The organism is Agromyces tardus, assembly GCF_003710805.1.
Lineage (GTDB): Bacteria > Actinomycetota > Actinomycetes > Actinomycetales > Microbacteriaceae > Agromyces > Agromyces tardus.
Genome location: NZ_RHHB01000063.1, coordinates 1 through 20,739, shown reverse-complemented (window position 1 = coordinate 20,739; position 20,739 = coordinate 1). Strand labels below are relative to the sequence as shown.

At 70.2% G+C, this 20,739-nt stretch carries 19 protein-coding genes; 13 read left to right on the top strand and 6 right to left on the bottom strand.

Annotated elements, in window-relative coordinates:
• Positions 1-8: 8 nt before the first annotated feature.
• Positions 9-206: a hypothetical protein gene (locus EDM22_RS17865; protein WP_122938440.1), complete on the bottom strand. Its 198-nt coding sequence runs from the start codon at positions 204-206 to the stop codon at positions 9-11.
• 137 nt (positions 207-343) lie between these two features.
• On the opposite strand from EDM22_RS17865, the gene EDM22_RS17860 reads away from it, so the two are divergent.
• A complete protein-coding gene (locus tag EDM22_RS17860; RefSeq protein WP_122938439.1) occupies positions 344-796 on the top strand; it encodes a hypothetical protein in 453 nt (150 codons plus the stop codon).
• On the opposite strand, the gene EDM22_RS17855 is transcribed toward EDM22_RS17860, so the two are convergent.
• The gene (locus EDM22_RS17855) at positions 742-1,503 is read right to left on the bottom strand and encodes a CPBP family intramembrane glutamic endopeptidase (RefSeq protein ID WP_122938438.1); all 762 of its coding nucleotides are present in this window, start codon (positions 1,501-1,503) and stop codon (positions 742-744) included. The two genes, EDM22_RS17860 and EDM22_RS17855, sit on opposite strands and share 55 nt — an antisense overlap.
• A gap of 208 nt (positions 1,504-1,711) precedes the next feature.
• Here EDM22_RS17855 and EDM22_RS17850 point away from each other — a divergent pair, with 208 nt between their 5' ends.
• The 6 genes from EDM22_RS17850 to EDM22_RS17825 all read left to right on the top strand — a co-directional run bounded on the left by EDM22_RS17850 (position 1,712) and on the right by EDM22_RS17825 (position 10,394).
• Positions 1,712-3,340 carry a peptide ABC transporter substrate-binding protein gene (locus EDM22_RS17850; RefSeq protein WP_122938437.1) on the top strand — a complete coding sequence of 543 codons (1,629 nt, stop codon included), beginning with the start codon at positions 1,712-1,714 and terminating at the stop codon, positions 3,338-3,340.
• A gap of 180 nt (positions 3,341-3,520) precedes the next feature.
• Entirely contained in the window at positions 3,521-4,450 is a 930-nt protein-coding gene (locus EDM22_RS17845) for an ABC transporter permease (RefSeq protein WP_122938436.1), read from the top strand.
• A complete protein-coding gene (locus EDM22_RS17840) occupies positions 4,440-5,393 on the top strand; it encodes an ABC transporter permease (RefSeq protein ID WP_122938435.1) in 954 nt (317 codons plus the stop codon). The genes EDM22_RS17845 and EDM22_RS17840 overlap by 11 nt, the downstream gene beginning before the upstream one ends.
• Complete coding sequence (locus EDM22_RS17835) at positions 5,390-7,159, top strand: dipeptide ABC transporter ATP-binding protein (RefSeq protein WP_122938434.1); 1,770 nt, start codon at positions 5,390-5,392, stop codon at positions 7,157-7,159. The genes EDM22_RS17840 and EDM22_RS17835 overlap by 4 nt, the downstream gene beginning before the upstream one ends.
• Before the next feature lie 237 nt (positions 7,160-7,396).
• Complete coding sequence (typA, locus tag EDM22_RS17830; RefSeq protein ID WP_122938433.1) at positions 7,397-9,301, top strand: translational GTPase TypA; 1,905 nt, start codon at positions 7,397-7,399, stop codon at positions 9,299-9,301.
• A 346-nt stretch (positions 9,302-9,647) separates the two neighbouring features.
• Positions 9,648-10,394 carry a M23 family metallopeptidase gene (locus EDM22_RS17825; RefSeq protein ID WP_122938432.1) on the top strand — a complete coding sequence of 249 codons (747 nt, stop codon included), beginning with the start codon at positions 9,648-9,650 and terminating at the stop codon, positions 10,392-10,394.
• Between the two features lie 55 nt (positions 10,395-10,449).
• Here EDM22_RS17825 and EDM22_RS17820 read toward each other — a convergent pair whose 3' ends face one another.
• The gene (locus EDM22_RS17820) at positions 10,450-11,271 is read right to left on the bottom strand and encodes an enoyl-CoA hydratase/isomerase family protein (RefSeq protein WP_122938442.1); all 822 of its coding nucleotides are present in this window, start codon (positions 11,269-11,271) and stop codon (positions 10,450-10,452) included.
• A 111-nt stretch (positions 11,272-11,382) separates the two neighbouring features.
• On the opposite strand from EDM22_RS17820, the gene EDM22_RS17815 reads away from it, so the two are divergent.
• The 5 genes from EDM22_RS17815 (at position 11,383) to EDM22_RS17795 (ending at position 15,229) form a co-directional block, all read left to right on the top strand.
• Entirely contained in the window at positions 11,383-11,835 is a 453-nt protein-coding gene (locus tag EDM22_RS17815; RefSeq protein ID WP_122938431.1) for a hypothetical protein, read from the top strand.
• On the top strand, positions 11,832-12,236 hold the full coding sequence (locus tag EDM22_RS17810) for a hypothetical protein (protein ID WP_122938430.1): 405 nt from the start codon (positions 11,832-11,834) through the stop codon (positions 12,234-12,236). Before EDM22_RS17815 ends, EDM22_RS17810 begins: the two co-directional genes overlap by 4 nt.
• A 41-nt stretch (positions 12,237-12,277) precedes the next feature.
• Positions 12,278-12,598 (top strand): ferredoxin, encoded by a 321-nt coding sequence (gene fdxA / locus EDM22_RS17805; RefSeq protein ID WP_122938429.1) that lies wholly within the window; start codon positions 12,278-12,280, stop codon positions 12,596-12,598.
• A 14-nt stretch (positions 12,599-12,612) separates the two neighbouring features.
• Positions 12,613-13,728: a succinyldiaminopimelate transaminase gene (dapC, locus tag EDM22_RS17800; protein ID WP_122938428.1), complete on the top strand. Its 1,116-nt coding sequence runs from the start codon at positions 12,613-12,615 to the stop codon at positions 13,726-13,728.
• A 202-nt stretch (positions 13,729-13,930) separates the two neighbouring features.
• Complete coding sequence (locus tag EDM22_RS17795) at positions 13,931-15,229, top strand: citrate synthase (RefSeq protein WP_122938441.1); 1,299 nt, start codon at positions 13,931-13,933, stop codon at positions 15,227-15,229.
• A 70-nt stretch (positions 15,230-15,299) separates the two neighbouring features.
• Here EDM22_RS17795 and ctlX read toward each other — a convergent pair whose 3' ends face one another.
• Together ctlX and EDM22_RS17785 are read right to left on the bottom strand one after the other, a co-directional pair.
• Positions 15,300-16,295: a citrulline utilization hydrolase CtlX gene (gene ctlX, locus EDM22_RS17790; RefSeq protein ID WP_122938427.1), complete on the bottom strand. Its 996-nt coding sequence runs from the start codon at positions 16,293-16,295 to the stop codon at positions 15,300-15,302.
• A gap of 4 nt (positions 16,296-16,299) precedes the next feature.
• A complete protein-coding gene (locus EDM22_RS17785) occupies positions 16,300-17,328 on the bottom strand; it encodes an ornithine cyclodeaminase (protein WP_122938426.1) in 1,029 nt (342 codons plus the stop codon).
• Positions 17,329-17,451: 123 nt separating this feature from the next.
• On the opposite strand from EDM22_RS17785, the gene EDM22_RS17780 reads away from it, so the two are divergent.
• Positions 17,452-17,883 (top strand): Lrp/AsnC family transcriptional regulator, encoded by a 432-nt coding sequence (locus EDM22_RS17780; RefSeq protein ID WP_122938425.1) that lies wholly within the window; start codon positions 17,452-17,454, stop codon positions 17,881-17,883.
• A 90-nt stretch (positions 17,884-17,973) separates the two neighbouring features.
• Here EDM22_RS17780 and EDM22_RS17775 read toward each other — a convergent pair whose 3' ends face one another.
• Positions 17,974-20,565, bottom strand: coding sequence for a penicillin acylase family protein (locus tag EDM22_RS17775; protein ID WP_122938424.1), 2,592 nt, complete (start codon positions 20,563-20,565; stop codon positions 17,974-17,976).
• Positions 20,566-20,739 lie beyond the last annotated feature (174 nt).

Sequence of the window (20,739 nt, the reverse complement as noted above, 5' to 3'; positions counted from 1 at the left end):
CGGCCCGCTCAGGCGCTGACCGGCCGGGGCGGCGCGACGTGACGGCCGCGCTCGGTCAGCTCGCGGCTGCGCGACGCGACGACGGCCGCCCGCCGCTCGGCGACGCGGCGCTCGGCTGCGCGCACCTCGGCCTCGTCGGTCCGGAAGCGGCGGTCGGTGGTGCGCGCCGAGAGCTGTCCGGCGGCGAATGCGTGTGCGAGGTCCATGGTTGCGCTCCCCTGTCCTGCGGCCCATGCGGCCGACATGCCACCATGCTCGCGGGGGAGCCGACGAGGCGGATCAGGGTGGACCCGATGACGGACCCCGGGAGTACACTGAGGATCTCTCGCACTAGGGGGTGCGCATGATCTCGATGGATCTCGTCGCCGCATTCGCAACCGTCGCGTTCGTCGGCGTCCTGGTCGGCTGCACGCTGGCCGGCTCACGCGGGTTGGGCCTGGAGCAGCGTGCGGGCCTGCTCGACCGCCGGAATCCCGCCCTGGCCGACGCACTGCGCCGCGCGGACTCGTTCAGCGACATGACGCGCGGCGGCTTCTACGGCGGCGCCGAGTCGTTCTCCTCCGTCTGCACGCCGAGTCGCGCCAGCTGGATGGACGGCGCGCGGGTGCGCTCCGCCGACTCCGACCTGCGCGTCGAGCCGCCCGAGGAGGCGCTGCCGCCCATGCCCGCCACGGTCGTGGCGCTCGCGGGCGGCGAGCACGTGCCGTCGGCGCCGAGGCCGCGGCATCCGTCTCGCCGGACTCAGCCCGCGGGCGGGGCGAAGAGCCCCGGCCACCACGAGACGGCGAGCGGGTAGGCCACGAAGGACACGATGTCGAGGATCCAGTGCGCGATGACGAGCGGCATCGTGCGGCCCCACCTCGTGTAGACCCACCCGAAGACGATGCCCATGAGGGCGTTGCCGGCGAAGGCGCCGAAGCCCTGGTACAGGTGGTACGTGCCGCGCAGGAGCGCGCTCGAGACGATGGTTGCCCACGGCCCCACGCCGAGTTCGCGCAGCCGCGTGAAGAGGTAGCCCACCACGATCACCTCCTCGACGAGCGCCGCCTTCAGGGCGGCGAGCACGAGGATCGGGATCGTCCACCAGTAGGTGTCGAGCGGCTGCGGCACCACCGCCACCGTGAAGCCGAAGGCGCGCCCCGCAGCGTAGAGCGCGAGACCCGGCACGCCGATCACCGCGGCGAGCAGCAGGCCGGATGCCGCGTCCCGCCCCGGTCGCGTGAGATCGAGGCCGATGCGGCGGAACGGGCTGCGTCCGGGCTGCCACAGGAGGTAGAGCGCGAGTGCGACGACGGCGACGCCGAAGACGACGCCGAGGAACTGGTAGGTGAAGTCGAGCCACTCGCGCGTCGCCCGCGACGGGTTGAGGGCGGCCGACTGCTCCGCCAGGGGTGTCTCGTCGGTCACCCGGGCGATGATCGACACGATCGAGTACACCGCGGACGCGCCGAGGGACAACGCGAGGACGATCGCGACCTCAATGCGCAAACGAGCAGGTGACATTCGATAATCCTCACATGGTGCCGAAATGCGCAACAATCGTGCGCGGTTCCGCCCCCTTTTGCGGGGCGAACTCACAGTTGATTTCGCGTCGGTAACGGTTTGCCCGTTGAGTTTGTATCGTCCCACGCCGCTTATAGTCTCGACTCACCTACCAGTGCCCTGCCCGATCACAATTCGTGCTGCGTGCGCTCATCTCACAGGAGGAACATTGAAGATCAAGAGAATCGGCGTCGCAGCCATTGCTCTTGCTGCCGCCGGCGCCCTCGCGCTCTCCGGCTGCGCGACGAGCAGCGAGCCCGCTGCACCCGAGGGTGATGCCACTGCGATCATCACCACCAACGGTTCTGAGCCCCAGAACCCGCTGATCCCGACCAACACCAACGAGACCGGTGGCGGCAAGATCCTCGACTCCATCTTCGCGGGTCTGATCTACTACGACGCCAAGGGTGCTCCGGTCAACGACATGGCCGAGTCGATCGAGACCGACGACGCGCAGAACTACACCATCAAGATCAAGGCCGACCAGAAGTTCACCAACGGTGACCCGGTCGACGCCGAGTCGTTCGTCAAGGCGTGGAACTACGGCGCCGCACTCGACAACGCACAGCTCTCGAGCTACTTCTTCGACTCCATCGAGGGCTTCAGCTACGACGAGAACGTGCCCGAGCTGTCCGGCCTCAAGGTCGTCGACGACCTCACCTTCACGGTGAAGCTCAAGCAGCCCGAGTCGGACTTCCCGCTGCGCCTCGGCTACTCGGCGTTCTTCCCGGTGCCCGCCGCGGCATGGGACGACCTCGCCGCCTTCGGTGAGAACCCGATCGGCAACGGCCCGTACATGCTCGACGGCGAGGGTGCCTGGAAGCACAACGAGCGCATCGACCTCGTGAAGAACGAGGACTACCAGGGCCCGCGCCAGGCGGTCAACGGTGGCCTCGACATCATCTTCTACGCGACCCAGGACGCGGCGTACGCCGACCTCCAGGGTGGCAACCTCGATGTCATCGACGCCATCCCCGACAGCGCGCTCGGCACCTACGAGACCGACTTCGAGGGCCGTTCGGTCAACCAGGCCGTCGCGGTGTTCCAGTCGTTCGTCATCCCCGACCGCCTCGCGCACTTCGGTGGCGAGGAGGGCAAGCTCCGCCGCGCCGCGATCTCGCACGCGATCGACCGCCAGGAGGTCACCGACGTGATCTTCTCGGGTACCCGTACTCCGGCGCACGACTTCACGTCGCCCGTCATCGACGGCTACTCGGAGGACATCCCCGGCTCCGACGTGCTCGACTTCGACGCCGACAAGGCGAAGGAACTGTGGGCAGAGGCCGACGCCATCAGCCCGTGGAGCGGCTCGTTCCAGATCGGCTACAACGCCGACGGCGGCCACCAGGGCTGGGTCGACGCAGTCGCCAACCAGCTGAAGAACAACCTCGGCATCGACGCCTCGGGTGCTCCGTACCCGACGTTCGCCGAGTTCCGCACGGCGATCACCGACCGCACCATCCAGACCGCGTTCCGCACCGGATGGCAGGGCGACTACCCGTCGCTGTCGAACTTCCTCGGCCCGATCTACGTGACCGGCGCCGGCTCGAACGACGGTGACTACTCGAACCCCGAGTTCGACGCCCTCATCAAGGAAGGCCTCGGCGAGACCGACGTGCAGGCCGGAATCGAGAAGTTCCAGCAGGCGCAGGAGATCCTCTTCGAGGACCTGCCCGCGATCCCGCTCTGGTACGCGACCGCCAACGGCGCGTGGGGCGAGAACGTCGACAACGTGGAGTTCGGATGGAACGGCGTGCCGCTCCACTACGAGATCACGAAGGCGGCGGCGAGCAAGTAATTCTCGTCTGAGGTGATCGAGGGTTAGACTCTCTTCGCCCGTGGGGCGGCAGTCGATCTGACTGCCGCCCCACTCCCACGTATCCACGATGCGCGCGAGACGGCGTAGCATCGTGGGTGACTCGCACAACGGTGAGGTTTCTTCAACATGTCAACAAACGCGAACAGCGAGGCCTGATCAATGGCCGGCTATATCGTGCGCCGGGTCCTGCAGGCGATCCCTGTACTGCTCGGCACCACCTTCCTGATCTACTTCATGGTCTTCGCGATGCCCGGAGACCCGGTCGTCGCGCTCTTCGGAGACAAGACCCCGCCGCCTCAGGTGCTCGAGGCGGTCCGCGAGCAGTACCACTTGGACCAGCCGTTCATCGTCCAGTACCTGCTCTTCCTCGGCGGCATCTTCCGGGGTGACTTCGGCACCTCGTTCTCGGGGCAGCCCGTCTCCGAGATCCTCGCCACGACGTTCCCCGTCACGCTGCGCCTCGCGCTCATGGCGATCTTCATCGAGATGGTGTTCGGCATCACGATCGGCCTCATCTCGGGCCTGCGCAAGGGCGGCATCTTCGACGCGAGCTTCCTCGTCGTCAGCCTGATCCTCATCTCGCTGCCGGTGTTCGTGGTCGCATTCGTGGCGCAGTACGTCTTCGCGATCCAGCTCGGCTGGTTCCGCACGACGGCCGGCCCGGGCGCCCCGATACAAGACCTGATATTGCCGGCGATCGTGCTGGCGACGATCAGCTTCGCGCAGATCGTCCGACTGACAAGGGCGTCGGTCATCGAGACGGACACGCAGGACTTCGTTCGCACTGCCGCGAGCAAGGGCCTGTCGCGCCGCCGCATCGTCCCCGTGCACATCCTGCGCAACTCGCTGATCCCCGTCGTGACCTATCTCGCCGTCGACTTCGGCACGCTCATGGTCGGCGCCACCGTCACCGAGGGCATCTTCAACGTGCCCGGCGTCGGTCGCACCCTCTACCAGGCGATCATCCGCAACGAGGCGGCCACCGTCGTCTCGTTCGTCACCGTCATGGTCCTGATCTACCTCTTCGTCAACCTCCTGGTGGATCTGCTCTACGCCGTTCTCGACCCGAGGATCCGCTATGCCAAGTAACACCAGACCCACCCAGGCGCACTACGTCGCCCCCCTCGAAGAGACCCCGCTCGTCGCGATCGACTCGGTGACCACCGAGGGCAAGCCCTCGAACCTCTGGCGCGACGCCTGGCGCGACGTGCGCAAGCGGCCGATGTTCTGGATCTCGTCCGCGCTGATCCTGCTGATCGTGATCGTGGCGCTGTTCCCCGACCTGTTCACCCAGGTGCCGCCGAACAACGACTGCCAGCTGTCGAACAGCAACGGCGCGCCGACCACGGGCCACCCGCTCGGCTTCACCCGTCAGGGCTGCGACATCTACTCCCGGATCATCCACGGGACGTCGACCTCGCTCGCGGTGGGCCTCATCGTGACGTTCCTCGTCGCGGTGCTCGGCATCATCTTCGGCGCCCTGGCCGGCTTCTACGGCGGCTGGGTCGACGGCCTGCTCTCGCGTCTCGGCGACATCTTCTTCTCGATCCCCTACATCCTCGCCGCCGTGGTCATCATGTCGGTGTTCTCGCAGTACGCGAACGTGTGGGTGATCTCACTCGCGATCGGCATCTTCGCGTGGCCGGCGACGGCGCGCGTGCTGAGAGCCGAGGTCTTCAGGGTGAGGAACGCGGACTTCGTGATGGCGGCCACCGCCCTCGGCGTCTCGCGCTTCCGCATCCTGGTGCGCCACGTGCTCCCGAACTCGATCGCGCCCGTCATCGTGATCACCACGATCTCGCTCGCGTCGGCGATCGTCGCGGAGGCGACGCTGTCGTTCCTCGGCGTCGGCCTCCCGCCGAGCACCATGTCGTGGGGCAATGACATCAGCCAGGCCCAGGTCACCCTGAGCACGGCCCCGCAGGTGCTGATCCTGCCGTCCATCGCGCTGTCGGTGACCGTGCTGAGCTTCATCATGCTCGGCGAGGTCGCCCGCGACGCGCTCGACCCGAAGGCGAGGGCACAGCGATGACCGAGATCGTGAACGGAACCGACGTGCAGCAGACGATCGTCAGCAGCGACGAGCGGCCCCTCCTCGAGATCAAGGACCTCGAGGTCGGGTTCAACACCCAGGACGGCCTCGTGAAGGCCCTGAACGGCGTGAACATCACCCTCTACCGCGGGCAGAGCCTCGCCATCGTGGGGGAGTCCGGCTCGGGCAAGTCGACGACCGCGCACGCGATCATCAACCTGCTCCCCGGCACCGGCCACATCACCGGCGGCCAGATCCTGCTCGACGGACAGGACCTCGCGAAGACCTCCGAGAAGGAGATGGAGGCGATCCGCGGTCGCAAGATCGGCTTCGTGCCGCAGGACCCGATGTCGAACCTCAACCCGGTCTGGTCGATCGGCTTCCAGGTCGAGGAGGCCATCAAGGCCAACGGCATCGCCACCGGGCGCAAGGAAGTCAAGGCTCGCGCGATCGAGGTGCTCAAGCAGGCGGGACTCGGCGACGCCGAGCGCCGCCTCAAGCAGTTCCCGCACCAGTTCTCGGGCGGCATGCGCCAGCGCGTGCTCATCGGCATGGGACTCGCGGCAGACCCGCAGCTCCTCATCGCCGACGAGCCGACCTCGGCGCTCGACGTCACGGTGCAGCGCGTCATCCTCGACCACCTCGAGTCGCTGACGCGGGAGCTCGGCACCACGCTCCTCTTCATCACGCACGACCTGGGCCTCGCCGCGGAGCGCGCCGAGCAGCTCGTCGTGATGTACAAGGGCCGTGTCGTCGAGTCCGGGCCGTCGGTGGAGATCCTCCAGAACCCGCAGCACCCGTACACGCAGCGACTGGTCGCCGCAGCGCCGAGCCTCGCCTCGCGTCGGATCCAGTCGTCGGGCGGCATCGCGGCGGCCGAGGCGTCGATCTCGGAGGACGCGTCCCACGCGGCCGGCGAGACGATCGACCTGATCGCGACCGCCGAGGCACGTGCCGAGGCGATCGAGGCCGCGGCATCCGCCCCGCCCGCGATCATCGTCGAAGACCTGACGAAGGTCTTCAAGATCCGCGGCTCGGGAGAGTTCACGGCGGTCGACAAGGTGTCGTTCCAGATCCCCAAGGGCACCACCATGGCGCTCGTGGGTGAGTCGGGCTCCGGCAAGTCCACCGTCGCGAAGATGCTGCTCAAGCTCGAGGAGGCCACGAGCGGCAAGATGGTCGTCGGCGGCAGGGACCTGGCGACCGTGACCGGCAAGGAGCTCTTCGAACTCCGCAGCCGCATGCAGCCCGTGTTCCAGGACCCGTACGGCTCTCTCAACCCGCTGCGCAACATCGGCAACACGATCGCCGAGCCGCTGCACACGCACAAGGTCGGCACGAAGGCGTCGCGCCGGGCGCGCACCTACGAGCTGCTCGACCAGGTGTCGCTGCCGCGCACGCTCGTGGGTCGCTACCCGAACGAGCTCTCCGGCGGTCAGCGCCAGCGCGTGGCGATCGCGCGCGCGCTCGCGCTGAAGCCCGAGATCGTCGTGCTCGACGAGGCGGTCTCGGCACTCGACGTGCTCGTCCAGGCGCAGATCCTGCGCCTGCTCGCCGACCTCCAGGGCGAGCTCGGGCTGACCTACCTCTTCATCACGCACGACCTCGCGGTCGTGCGCGTCATCGCAGACCACGTCTGCGTGATGCAGCGCGGCAAGATCGTCGAGGCGGCGACCACCGACGAGGTGTTCGACAACCCGAAGGAGCAGTACACGAAGGACCTGCTCGCGGCGATCCCCGGCGCGAACATCGAGCTCGGCGCGTAGCGACCGAGCCTGCGAACGCCCGGTGCCCGCTCGACGGGCACCGGGCGTTCGCCGTTCCCGCCGCCCACCGGCGCTTCCCTGAGAACGGTCATCGGCGCGACGCGATAGGCTGTTCGGGCGCGAGCCGTCGATTCCCGGCCCTCCGCGCTCCCACAGACTCCAATCCAGCGCTCCCGCGCTGCCGCGACGCGCCCCGCGTCACGCGGCATCGGCAGCCCCACCGCGAGGACCACACCCATGGCGAAGGCCACCCGCAACGACCTGCGCAACGTCGCGATCGTCGCCCACGTCGACCACGGCAAGACGACGCTCGTCGACGCGATGCTCAAGCAGACCCACTCGTTCGCCGACCACGCGCACGTCGACGAGCGGGCGATGGACTCGAACGAGCTCGAGCGCGAGAAGGGCATCACGATCCTCGCGAAGAACACGGCCATCGAGTACGACGGCGCGCACGCGACATCCGGCCCCGTCACCATCAACGTCATCGACACCCCCGGCCACGCCGACTTCGGCGGCGAGGTCGAACGAGGCCTGTCGATGGTCGACGGCGTCGTGCTGCTCGTCGACGCCTCCGAAGGGCCGCTGCCGCAGACCCGCTTCGTGCTGCGCAAGGCGCTCGAAGCGCGCCTGCCCGTCATCCTGCTCGTCAACAAGACCGACCGCCCCGACGCGCGCATCGACGAGGTCGTGGCCGAGAGCCAGGACCTGCTGCTCGGCCTCGCGTCCGACATGGCCGACGACGTGCCCGACCTCGACCTCGACGCAATCCTCGACGTGCCCGTCGTCTACGCGTCGGGCAAGGCCGGCCGCGCGTCGCACCACAAGCCCGAGAACGGCCAGCTGCCGGACTCGGAGGACCTCGAGCCGCTGTTCGAGGCGATCCTGCAGCACGTGCCCGCCCCGACGTACGACGACGAGGCGCCGCTGCAGGCGTGGGTCACGAACCTCGACGCGTCGCCGTTCCTCGGCCGGCTCGCGCTGCTCCGCGTCTTCAACGGGCGCATCAGGAAGGGCCAGACGGTCGCCTGGGTGCGCCACGACGGCTCGCACTCGAACGTGCGCATCACCGAGCTGCTCAAGACCAAGGCGCTCGACCGCTTCCCAGCCGAGGAGGCGGGACCCGGCGACATCATCGCCGTCGCCGGCATCGAGGAGATCACGATCGGCGAGACCCTCGCCGACCCCGAGGACGTGCGGCCGCTGCCCGCGATCCACGTCGACGACCCCGCGATCTCGATGACGATCGGCACCAACACCTCGCCCATCGTCGGCAAGGTCAAGGGCCACAAGCTCACCGCCCGCATGGTGAAGGACCGCCTCGACCGCGAGCTCGTCGGCAACGTCTCGCTCAAAGTGCTCGACATCGGCCGCCCCGACGCGTGGGAGGTGCAGGGCCGCGGCGAGCTCGCGCTCGCGATCCTCGTCGAGCAGATGCGCCGCGAGGGCTTCGAGCTCACCGTGGGCAAGCCGCAGGTGGTCACGAAGACGATCGACGGCAAGCTGCACGAGCCGTACGAGCACCTCACGATCGACGCCCCCGAGGAGTACCTCGGCGCCATCACGCAGCTCCTCGCCGCCCGCAAGGGCCGCATGGACAACATGGCGAACCACGGCACGGGCTGGGTCCGCATGGAGTTCATCGTGCCGAGCCGCGGCCTCATCGGCTTCCGTACCGAGTTCCTCACGATCACGCGCGGCACGGGCATCGCCAACGCGATCTCGCACGGCTACGACGAGTGGGCCGGCACGATCGTCACGCGCAGCAACGGCTCGATCGTCGCCGACCGCGCCGGCGTCGTCACGCCGTTCGCCATCATCGCCCTGCAGGAGCGCATGACCTTCTTCGTGAACCCCACCGAAGAGGTCTACGAGGGCATGGTCATCGGCGAGAACTCGCGCAACGACGACATGGACGTGAACATCACGAAGGAGAAGAAGCTCACGAACATGCGTTCGTCCACGGCCGACACCTTCGAGTCGATGACGCCGTCGCGCCAGCTCACGCTCGAGGAGTGCCTCGAGTTCGCGCGCGAGGACGAGTGCGTCGAGGTCACTCCCGAGAAGGTACGCATCCGCAAGGTCGAGCTCGACCAGACGGCGCGCGCGCGGTCGCTCTCGCGGGCCAAGAAGCAGGGCTGACACCGGGTCGACACCACGACGAGCGGATGCCGCGGGCGCATGCCTGCGGCATCCGCTCGCGTCGTCGGGGGCGTCCGTCGGCGTCGTGGCGCCCGGCGAGGGGCTCGCCTCCCAAGTGAGGGAGACTCATGAAATGAATATAACGGTTCCATAACGGAGGGTTCTCCCAGCCGCCGTCGCATAGCGTTGCGGAGTCTTTGCCCGAAACCCGAGTGAACAGTTACGCAACGCAGTTATGACCTTCCCCCAGCATGGCCGCCGCCGCGCGGCAACCCCGGCCCGATACCGTCGCGCCGCCGCGCCCGCGGCCCAGTACGAGCCCCGTCCGCGGTCCGTCGCCGAACCGGTGACCGTCCGCACCGCTCCGGCCGCACGCAAGCGGTCGATCCTCCGCGCGGCGCTGCCGGTGCTCGCGATGACGTTCGCGGGCGGCATCGCGCTCGCGACCAGCGTGCCGGCCCTCGCGGTCACGGCCACCGACACCGAGGCGCGCGCCTCCGTCTACGCCCCCGCCGACACGATCGGCTCGCTCGAGGGCCAGACCCTCGAGGTCGGGCCCGACGTGGCCGTCGCGCCCGTCGCCTCCGAGTCGTGGGACGTCGAGGCGGCGCCGCCGCCCATCACGTCGAGCGTCGCGGGCCTGGGCTCGGTGGCCATCATCGAGACGGGCACCATCGTCTGGCCCGTCGTCGACCACTCGCGCATGTCGGATGTGTTCGGTCCGCGCCTCTCGGGGTGCTCCGGCTGCTCGGCGTTCCACGACGGCATCGACTTCCTCCCCGGTGTCGGCAGCCCCATCCTCTCGATCGCCGACGGCGTCGTCGTCACGGCGACGTCGGACAGCGGGGGCCTCGGCAACTACGTCGAGGTGCAGCACAACATCGGCGGCGAGCTCCTCACCACCGTCTACGGGCACATGTTGGACGGATCGATGCAGGTCTCCGTCGGCGACCGCGTCACGGCCGGCCAGCAACTCGGCGCGGTCGGCTCGACCGGCCAGTCGACCGGACCGCACCTGCACTTCGAGATGTACGGAACCGACGGTGTTCGCTTCGACGGCCTGGCCTGGCTGAACGCGCACGTCACGGCCTGACGCCGCCACGCCACGGCTCGACGCCGGCCATGCCGCGCGGGCCGAGCACGGCGCGTCAGTGCCCGCGGAACCCCGGCTCGCGCTTCTCGAGGAACGCGGCGACACCCTCGCGCATGTCGTCGGTCCGGAACGCGTCCTCGAATCCGGCGACCTCGAGTTCCACGGCCGTCGCGGTCGGGGTGCCGGATGCCGCGACCAGCACGCGCTTGGCGATGCCGACCGCCGTCCACGCGTTCGCCGCGATCTCCTCGACCGTCGCGCGCGCCCCGGCGAGCATCGACTCGCGGTCGGGGAACCTGCGCGCGACGAGGCCCGCCGCCTCCGCCGTGGCCGCGTCGATGCGCCGCCCGGTGTAGATGAGCTCCTTCGCGAGCGCGAGGCCGACGGCTCGAGGCAGTCGCACCGTGCCGCCGAAGCCGGGGATGAGCCCGAGGCGCACCTCGGGCTGGCCGAACCACGAGGCATCCGTCGCATAGATGAAGTCGCAGGCGAGCGCGAGCTCCAGGCCGCCGCCGAGCGCGAACCCGTCGACGCACGCGATCACGGGCGCGGAGAGCGACTCGATGAGCGCGGCGACGCGATGGCCGAGCCGGCCGGTCGCGGCACCCTCCTCGGGGGTGAGCGGGGCGAGCGCGCGGATGTCGGCGCCCGCCACGAATGCGCGACCGCCGGCGCCGACCACGAGCACGCCGCGCACCGCGTCGCCGGCCTGCGCGAGCTCCTCGAACGCCTCGGCGAGTGCGCCGAGCACCTCGGGGGCGAGCGCGTTGAGCGCCTTCGGACGGTCGATCGTGACGATCGCCACGACGCCCTCGCGCTCGACGCGCACGGGCGGCGCCGCGGCATCCGGAGTCGTGCTGCGCTGCTCGTCGGACATCGTCGGCTCCTCCCGCGCGGCCGGCGCCGCATCCTCGACCACGCTACGCCATGGCGCCGAACGGGCGCCCGCCACGGGCACCGTACGGCGGCCGCGGGTAGACTCCGGGGCATGCCGACCCTCACGATCCCCCGCCGTGCCGCCGCCGCGCTCGCGGCCGCCGCGACCGCCGTCCTCATCTTCACCGGATGCTCCGCGAACCCCGTCGGCGACCTCGTCAACCAGGGCGTCGAGGACGCGGTCGAGAGCGCCACGGGCGGCGACGTCAACCTCGACGGCGGACTTCCCGCCGACTTCCCCGACCAGGTGCCCGTCGTCGACGGCACGGTCACCTTCTCGGGCGGCGCCCCCGAGGGCGAGGGGTGGCTCGTCATCCTCACCCCCACCGCGGCCGACCCGGTCGCCGCGGCATCCGCCGAGCTCGAGGCCGCCGGATTCGCCGCCGACAAGGCGGCCGCGGGCGATGCCGGCGCCGCCGCCGTCTACTCGAACAGCGAGTACGTCGTGCTCCTCGCCTCCGACGGCGACACCCTCACCTACACCGTCACCAAGGCGGCGCAGTGACGGATGCCGCGCGCGAGCCGGTCTCGCTCGGCTCCCGGATCGGCGGCCTGGCCTTCGCGTTCGCGATGGGCGTGCTGATCGGCGCCGTCGGCACCGTCGGGCACCGCCAGCAGCTCGCGATCGGGGACTTCGTGCTGCCGTGGGGGATCGCGGCCGCACTCCTGGCGGTCGCCGGTCTCGTGCTCGGCATGCGCCTCGTGGGCGGCGGGCGGCTCGCCGCTGCCGCAGCCGCGGCGGGCGTGATCGTCACGGTCTCGGTGCTCTCGCTCCCGGGCGCGGGCGGGTCGGTGCTCATCCCGGGCAGCGTCATCGGCACGATCTGGGCGGTCGGCCCGGCGCTCATTGCGGTATTGGTCGTCGCGTGGCCCTCGTTGCCGTCACGTCGGCGCGAGCGCGCCTAGACTGGAATCTCCACCCGCTCCCGAAGGGACAGCGAACCACCGTGACCTACGTCATCGCCCTGCCGTGTGTCGACGTCAAAGACCGCGCCTGCATCGACGAGTGCCCTGTCGACTGCATCTACGAGGGGGAGCGTTCGCTCTACATCCACCCCGACGAGTGCGTCGACTGCGGTGCGTGCGAGCCCGTGTGCCCGGTCGAGGCGATCTACTACGAAGACGACCTGCCCGACGAGTGGGCCGACTACTACAAGGCCAACGTCGAGTTCTTCGACGACATCGGCTCGCCCGGCGGCGCCGCGAAGGTCGGCGTGATCGCCAAGGACCACCCGGTCATCGCCGCCCTGCCGCCGCAGGCGCACTGAGCCGGCCGGCCGACATGGCGCGCGGCGAGCTGCCCGACTACCCGTGGGACCTCATGGCCCCGTACCGCGACCGGGCGGCCGCACACGAGGGCGGGATCGTCGACCTGTCGATCGGCTCGCCCGTCGACCCGACGCCCGCGGTCGTGCGCGAGGCACTCGCGGCGTCCACCGACGCGCACGCGTATCCCACCACGGTCGGCACGCCGCAGCTCCGCGAGGAGATCGTGCGGTGGTTCGAGCGCCGGCGCGGGGTCACCGGCCTCACCGAGGCGCACGTGCTGCCCACGATCGGATCCAAGGAGCTCGTCGCACTGCTGCCGTTCCTGCTCGGCCTCGGCGAGGGCGACATCGTGGTGCACCCCAGGGCGGCGTACCCTAGCTACGAGATGGGCGCGGTGCTCGTGGGCGCCACCGCCATGGCCTCCGACGATCCCGCCGAGTGGCCCGAGGGCACGCGCCTCGTCTGGCTCAACAGCCCGGGCAACCCCGACGGTCGCGTGCTCACCATCGAGCAACTCCGGGCCGCGCGGCAGCGGGCGCGCGAACTCGGCGCCGTCATCGTGGGCGACGAGTGCTACGCGGAGCTCGGATGGGAGGGCCGCTGGGCCACCGAGACGCCGCCGAGCCTCCTCGATCCCGCCGTCACCGACGGCGATCGCCACGACACGCTCGTCATCTACTCCCTGTCGAAGCAGTCGAACATGGCGGGCTATCGGGCGGCCTTCGTGGCTGGATGCCGCACCGTCATCGGGCGGCTCACGAACGTGCGCAAGCACGCGGGCCTCATGCTCCCCGCGCCGCTGCAGGCCGCGATGGTGGCCGCGCTGCGCGACGACGCGCACGTCGCGGAGCAGAAGGAGCGGTACCGCTCGCGCCGCGATCGGCTCAAGGCGGCCCTCGAGCAGGCGGGGTTCCGCATCGACCACAGCGAGGCGGGCCTCTACCTCTGGGCGACCGAGGGACGCGACGCCTGGGACTCGATCGCACGCCTCGCCGACCTCGGCATCCTCGCCGGTCCGGGCCACTTCTACGGCGTGCACTACCCCGAGCACGTGCGCCTCTCGCTCACCGCGCACGATGAGCGGATCGATGCCGCGGTCGAGCGTCTGGGCACCGCCGGCGTCCGCTGACGCCCGCTGACGCCCGCTTGCGGCATCCGCACGCCCCGATTGTGGGTTCCCACAAGGCGGGTGGCCATGTGTCATCGGATGCGACAGTGTGCTGATACCCCGTCTAGGCTGTATTCGGGCCGCTGACGCCGACCGGCGAGAACGGGCCGGAAAGCAGGTGACCGCAGACGTGACGATCACAGGAGGCGCCGTGGGCGACGTCGTGAAGAAGGCGGCCGGGATCGATCCCCAGACCGCGACCCTGAGCTTCGCGGGCACCACCGCCGAGTTCCCCATCCGTCCCGCCGTCCAGGGCGCGTCGAGCATCGACCTCTCGACCCTCACGCGGCAGACCGGCCTCACCGGGCTCGACTACGGCTTCGTGAACACGGCGTCGACGCAGTCGAAGATCACCTACATCGACGGCGAAGAGGGCATCCTCCGCTATCGCGGCTATCCGATCGAGCAGCTGGCCGAGCACTCGACGTACCTCGAAGTCGCGTGGCTGCTCATCTACGGCGAGCTGCCCACCGCCGACCAGCTGGGCGAGTTCGACGAGAAGATCCGCCGTCACACGCTCCTGCACGAAGACCTCAAGCGATTCTTCTCGGCGCTGCCCCACACCGCGCACCCGATGGCGGTGCTCTCGAGCGCGGTCGCGGCCCTCTCCACCTACTACGAGGACAGCTCCGACCCGCACGACCTCGACCACGTCGAGCTCACCACGGTGCGCCTCCTCGCCAAGCTGCCGGTCATCGCCGCCTACGCGCACAAGAAGAGCATCGGGCAGGCCTTCCTGTACCCCGACAACTCGCTCGACTTCGTCGAGAACTTCCTGCGCCTGAACTTCGGCAACATGGCAGAGCCGTACTCGATCGACCCCACGTTGGCCAAGGCGCTCGACCGGCTGCTCATACTCCACGAGGACCACGAGCAGAACGCGTCGACCTCGACCGTGCGCCTCGTCGGCTCCACGGGTGCGAACCTCTACGCGTCGATCTCGGCCGGCATCCAGGCGCTCTCGGGGCCGCTGCACGGCGGTGCGAACGAGGCCGTGCTGCAGATGCTCGGCCGCATCCGCGACTCGGGCGAGGGCGTCCGCCGCTTCGTGGAGCGCGTGAAGAACAAGGAAGACGGCGTCAAGCTCATGGGCTTCGGGCACCGCGTCTACAAGAACTACGACCCGCGCGCGAAGATCGTGAAGGAGAGCGCGGACGCCGTGCTCGAGAGCCTCGGGGTCAACGACCCGCTGCTCGACCTCGCGAAGGAGCTCGAGCAGATCGCGCTGGAGGACGATTACTTCAAGGAGCGTCGCCTCTACCCGAACGTCGACTTCTACACGGGCGTCATCTACAAGGCGATGGGGTTCCCCACGCGCATGTTCACCGTGCTCTTCGCGATCGGCCGCCTGCCCGGCTGGATCGCGCACTGGCGCGAGATGAACCTCGACCCGCAGACGAAGATCGGCCGCCCGCAGCAGCTCTACACGGGTGCGCCGGAGCGACGCCACCCGAGCGCCTGAGGCGAGGAGCCGCAACGCCGAGGGGCCCGACCGCACAGGTCGGGCCCCTCGGGCGTTCGGCGGCCGCCGACTACGCCATGGGGGCGGTGGCGGCGGCCTGCGCCTGCGCGTCGCCGGCCGCGCCCTCGCGGGTGTCGATGAGTCCAGGACGCGGGTCGAGGTGGATGCCGGCGAGCATGCAGCGCACGGAGCCGCCCGCGAGCTCGATCGTGGGCACGTCGAGCGGAAGCAGCCGCGCCGAGCGTTCGATGCGGGAGCGCTGCTCGGCCGTGAGGGCGTCGAACGCCCGCTGCGAGAGGGCGAGCACGCGGCCGTCGGCGCCCTGCAGCTCGAGGGCGTTGCCGCAGAACTCGTCGATCTGCTCGTTCGCGAGCGCGATGACCTCGCGGCGTCCGCGGCCGGCGAGCCGGTCGACGATCTCGGCGCGCCGGGCCGGCGAGACGATCATGTCGGCGGCCACGAGGGCGAGCTCCGCGCCGATGCTCATGATGACGTTGGTGTGGTAAACGGGCACGCCGCGTCCGTCGACCGCGTCGAACACCATCGGCTCGTAGCCGAAGTTGGTGCAGAACCGCTCGAGCGCCACCGGGTCGGCGCGGTTCGAGCGCGCGGCGTAGGCGATGCGGTACTCGTGGTCGAGCACCATCGCCCCCGTGCCCTCGAGGAAGACGTCGTCGTACTCGAGGCCCGAGTAGTCGATGACGTCCTGCACGCGGTAGGTCGTCTTGAGGAGCTCGACGATGTCGCCGCGTCGCTCGGTGCGCCGGTTCGGCGTGTACATCGGGAAGAGGGCGATGTGGCCGCCCGAGTGCGTCGAGATCCAGTTGTTGGGGAAGACGCTGTCGGGGCGGTGCGCGGACTCGTCCTCGAAGAGGTGCACGGTGACGCCGGCCGCCTCGAGCGCGGCGGCCGCGCGCGAGACCTCGTCGAAGGCGGATGCCGCGAGCGACGCGGGATCGAGCCCGTCGGCGCTCGGCTGGAATCCGTTGTCGGCCAGCGTCTGCGGGTTGGGCGCGAAGTGGTGCGGTCGAACCATGACGACCGCGGAGGGCGACTGGACCGACATCCGCTCAGCCCACCGGCGAGAACGCGCCGACGAGGCCGAAGAGGTCCTTCGGGTCGTCGGGGCTGGCGACGAGGTCGATGCGCTGCTCGAAGTGGGTGCCCGCCACCTGGTCGCGCGCGTAGCGCAGGGCGGAGAAGTCCTCGATGGCGAAGCCGACCGAGTCGAACAGCGTGATCTGATCGGGGCTCGTGCGTCCTGCCGTGCGGCCCGTGACGACCTCCCAGAGCTCGGTGACCGGGAAGTCGGGGGCCTTCGCCTGGATCTCGCCCTCGATGCGCGTCTGCGGCGTGTACTCGACGAAGACGCTCGCGCGGTCGAGGATGGCGGGGTCGAGCTCGGTCTTGCCGGGGCAGTCGCCGCCGATGGCGTTGAGGTGCATGCCGGGTCGGATCCACTCGTCGGCGACGACGGCGTTGCGGGCCTTGTCGGCCGTGCAGGTGGTGACGATGTCGGCGCCCTCGAGCGCCTCGGCGGCGTTGCCGGCCACCTCGATCTCGAAGCCGAGCGGGAGCATGTTGCGCACGAACTTCGCGATGGCGTCGGGGTCGACGTCGTAGACGCGCAGCTTGGTGATGCCGAGCGCGGTGCGGAAGGCGAGGGCCTGGAACTCGGCCTGGCTGCCCGTGCCGACCATCGCCATGACCGTCGAGTCGGGGCGGGCGAGGAGCTTCGCCACGAAGGCCGAGGTCGCGGCGGTGCGCAGGGCGGTGAGCACGGTCATCTCGGCGAGGAACGTGGGGTAGCCGTTGTGCACGTCGGCGAGCACGCCGAAGGCGGTGACGGTCTGGTAGCCGCGCGCCGGGTTCGAGGGGTGGCCGTTGACGTACTTGAAGGCGTAGGACTCGTGGTCGCTCGTGGGCATGAGCTCGATCACGCCGAAGGGGGTGTGGCTCGCGACCCGGGGGGTCTTGTCGAAGCTCTCCCAGCGGGCGAAGTCCTGCTCGAGGTACTCGATGATCCCCGAGATGATGCGCTCGGGCCCCGTGCTGGCGACCCAGCCGACCATGTTGCGTACGTCGACGAAGCTCGTCATCACGTTCCTTTCGCGTTGGTGTTCCAAGGGTAGATCCCGTCGATATGCAACGGCAATGATCTGCATGCGCACGGACTGTCACCCAGATGAGCAAACTGGGAGCTCCGAATGTACAATCTGCACATGGAGCAACTCGACGACCTCGACCGACGCCTGCTGGCCGCGCTCCGCGAGGACGGCAGGGCCCCCGTCGCCGAACTCGCGCGCCGGCTCGGGGTCGCGCGGGCGACGGTGAACGGGCGGATCGATCGGCTCGTGGCATCCGGCACGATCATCGGGTTCTCGGTGCGCGTCCGCGACGAGGCCGACCCCCTCACGATCCACGCGATCTCGTTCATCGAGGTCGAGGGGCGCAGCACCGACGACGTGATCCGCGGGCTCCGCGGATTCCCCGAGGTGATCGCGCTGCACACGACGAACGGGGGATGGGACCTCGTGGCTGAGCTGCGCACCGAGACCCTCGGCGAGTTCGACCGTGTGCTCGGCCGCATCCGCTCGATCGACGGCGTGGTCAACAGCGAGACGAGCCTGCTGCTGAGCTCCGTGCTGCGCTGAGCGGCGGAGCACAGCCGCGCTGCCCAGCCGCCGTGCACAGCCCCTGGGCGGAGCGGCGGAGCGGCGGACCGCGGCCCCGGCCCCGTGCGCTCAGCCGCCGGGACGGAGCTGCAGCGTGTCGGCGGCCGCGTCGGCGATCGCGGTGATCCCGAACAGCCACGGACGGGTCTCGCCGCGCTGCCAGAGGCGGGCCTGGTCGTCGTAGTGGGGATGGAACGCGTGACCCGACGCGCCCGTGAGGTTCACCCAGGTCGAGGCGTCGACGTCGCCGAGGTCGACGACCATGCGCATCGAGGGGACCCAGTTCACCTCGTAGCCGAGCGTCGCATCCCACCCGATGGCGTTCACGATCGCCGAGCCGCCGCCCGTCTCGAAGGGCCCGCGGTTGAACAGCCACTCGATGGGCCCGATGCCCGACTTGCCGAACGAGGCGTTCGTGAGCTCGAGGGTGTGCAGGCGGCCCCACCGCCACGAGTCGGGATTGTCGCCGAGCCGGTCGGAGGTCTCCTTCCACGCCGTCGCGAGGGCGTACCGCAGCATCTCGTCGCGACCGGCGACGCCCGCCTGCCCCTCGTCGGTCCACCAGCCCGAGTCGGGCTCGCCGAGGAGCGTGCCGACCACCGAGAACCACCGGTCGCCGCCGACCGGGCGGCTCGACTCGGGCAGCGACCCGAACATGGTGGCGAGGAGCGTGCGCCAGAACACGGCGAAGTAGGCCGCCTGTGCGCTGTCGGCGTCGGCGTGGCCGTTCCAGCCGTCGAGCAGCTCCTGGCCGCGGGCGGCATCCCCGTCGAGCTCGAGTCCGGCGATGACGGGCAGGAACGCCTCGGCGTTCGCGTCGCGCGTGTCGAGCTGGATGCTCGTCATGTCGTCGGCGGTGAGCTTCTCGCCCGAGCCGATGAGGTCGGCGAGCCGGCGCTCGATGCCGTCGGCACGGTAGCCCAGGTCCCAGTCCTTGGTGAGCATCGGGCCGCCGTCGGCGACGGCGTTGTTGGCGGTGACGATGTAGCCGCGAGCGGGGTTGAGCACGCTCGGCAGCTCCGCAGAGGGGATGGCGCCCGCCCACCCGTTGCCGCTCGTCCAGCCGGGCAGCGGCACGGTGCCGTCGCCCGACTTGCGCACGGGGATCGTGCCCGGAGCCTGGTAGCCGATGTTGCCGTCGACGTCGGCGTACACGAGGTTCTGCGAGGGGACGTCGAAGAGCTCGGCCGCGGCACGGAACTCGTTCCAGTCGCGGGCGCGGTCGAGCGCGAAGATCGCCTGCGCCGTGCTCCCCGGCGTGAGGGCGGTCCACTGCAGCGACAGCTCGAGGTCGCCCGTCGACCCGGTCGCGGCGGCGCCGGCGTCGGCGACGGCGGCGAAGTTCGCGCCGATGTCGGTGACGAGGGGTCCGCGGCCCGTCGAACGCACCGTGAGGGTCACGGGGTCGCCGCCGGCCACCTCGATGACCTCCTCGCGGATCGTGAGCGGCACCATCTGCCCGTCGAGCTCGTACGAGTCCCCGTCGACCCGTTCGTAGTACAGATCGGCGACGTCGGGGCCGAGGTTCGTGAAGCCCCACGCGATCCGGTCGTTGTGGCCGATGATGACGCCGGGGAGGCCGGAGAAGCTGTAGCCCGCGACGTCGTAGGCGCATCCCTCGCGGACCGTGGCGCAGTGCAGTCCCACCTGGTACCAGACGGAAGGCATCGCAGGCCCGAGATGCGGGTCGTTGGCGAGCAGGGGCCTGCCCGACTCGGTGAGGGCCCCGCCCACGACCCACGAGTTCGATCCGAGGTCGCCGCCCTCGGGGCCGAGCAGGTCGGGCACGTCGTCGAGCGTCGCGCGCAGGGCCCGCAGCGCGCCGCGTGCGCCGTCGGGGGTCGCGACGACGGATGCCGCGGCATCCGCCCCACTTGCGACGGAGGCGCCCGGTGACGAGCCGATGGGCGCCGTGCCGACGGCGGCGGGGGCTGCGGGCGGGGGCCCGCCGACGATCGTGGGCTTCGCGTCGAAGGGATACTGCGGGTAGAGCCGGGCGACCTCCTCCGGCGGCAGCTCGGTCCCGAGGATCGCGCGGTCGAGCTCCTCCACGAGGTTCGAGCGCAAATCCCAGGCCATGGCCTTGAGCCAGGCGATCGAGTCGACCGCCGACCACGGCTCGGGGGAGTATCCGGGGTTCTGGAGGCCGAGCACGGCGTACTCGAGCGAGAGGTCGGCGCCCCGGTGGTCGGCGAGGTAGGCGTTGACGCCGTCGGCGTACGCGTCGAATCCGGCGCGGGTGCGGTCGTCGAGCTGGTCGTACTCCTGCTGTGCGATGCCCCGCCAGTCCAGCGTGCGCACGAAGGCGTCGGTGTCGACCTGCGAGGGCCCGAACAGCTCGGCGAGCCGGCCCGCCGTGACGTGGCGGCGGAAGTCCATCTCCCAGAAGCGGTCCTGGGCGTGCACGTACCCCTGCGCGAAGAACAGGTCGTGATCGGTCTCGGCGACGATCTGCGGCACGCCGGCGTCGTCGCGGTAGACGGTCACGGGTTCCGAGACGCCCGGAACCGTGATGCTGCCGCTCGTCGTGGGGAACGACCGCTGCACGGTCCACCAGCCGAGCCCCACGCCCACGAGGGCGAGCACGAGCACCGTCACGAGCAGCCCGACGAGGAACTTGAGCCCGCGGTGCCGCGTGGTCCTCGGTGCGTCCGTGCCCACATCACTCCCTCGTGTTGCGCATGCCGACGGCCGCCCGGAGGCGGCCTCGGGTCAACACCCTACCCGAGGGATCCGCGCGCGAGGGGTGGCGCCGTCGCGCCGGTCGCGCCCGGCGCCATGCCCGGCGCGGGGGCCACGGATGCCGCGGCGCGCCATGGGGCCGCGCGCCGCCCG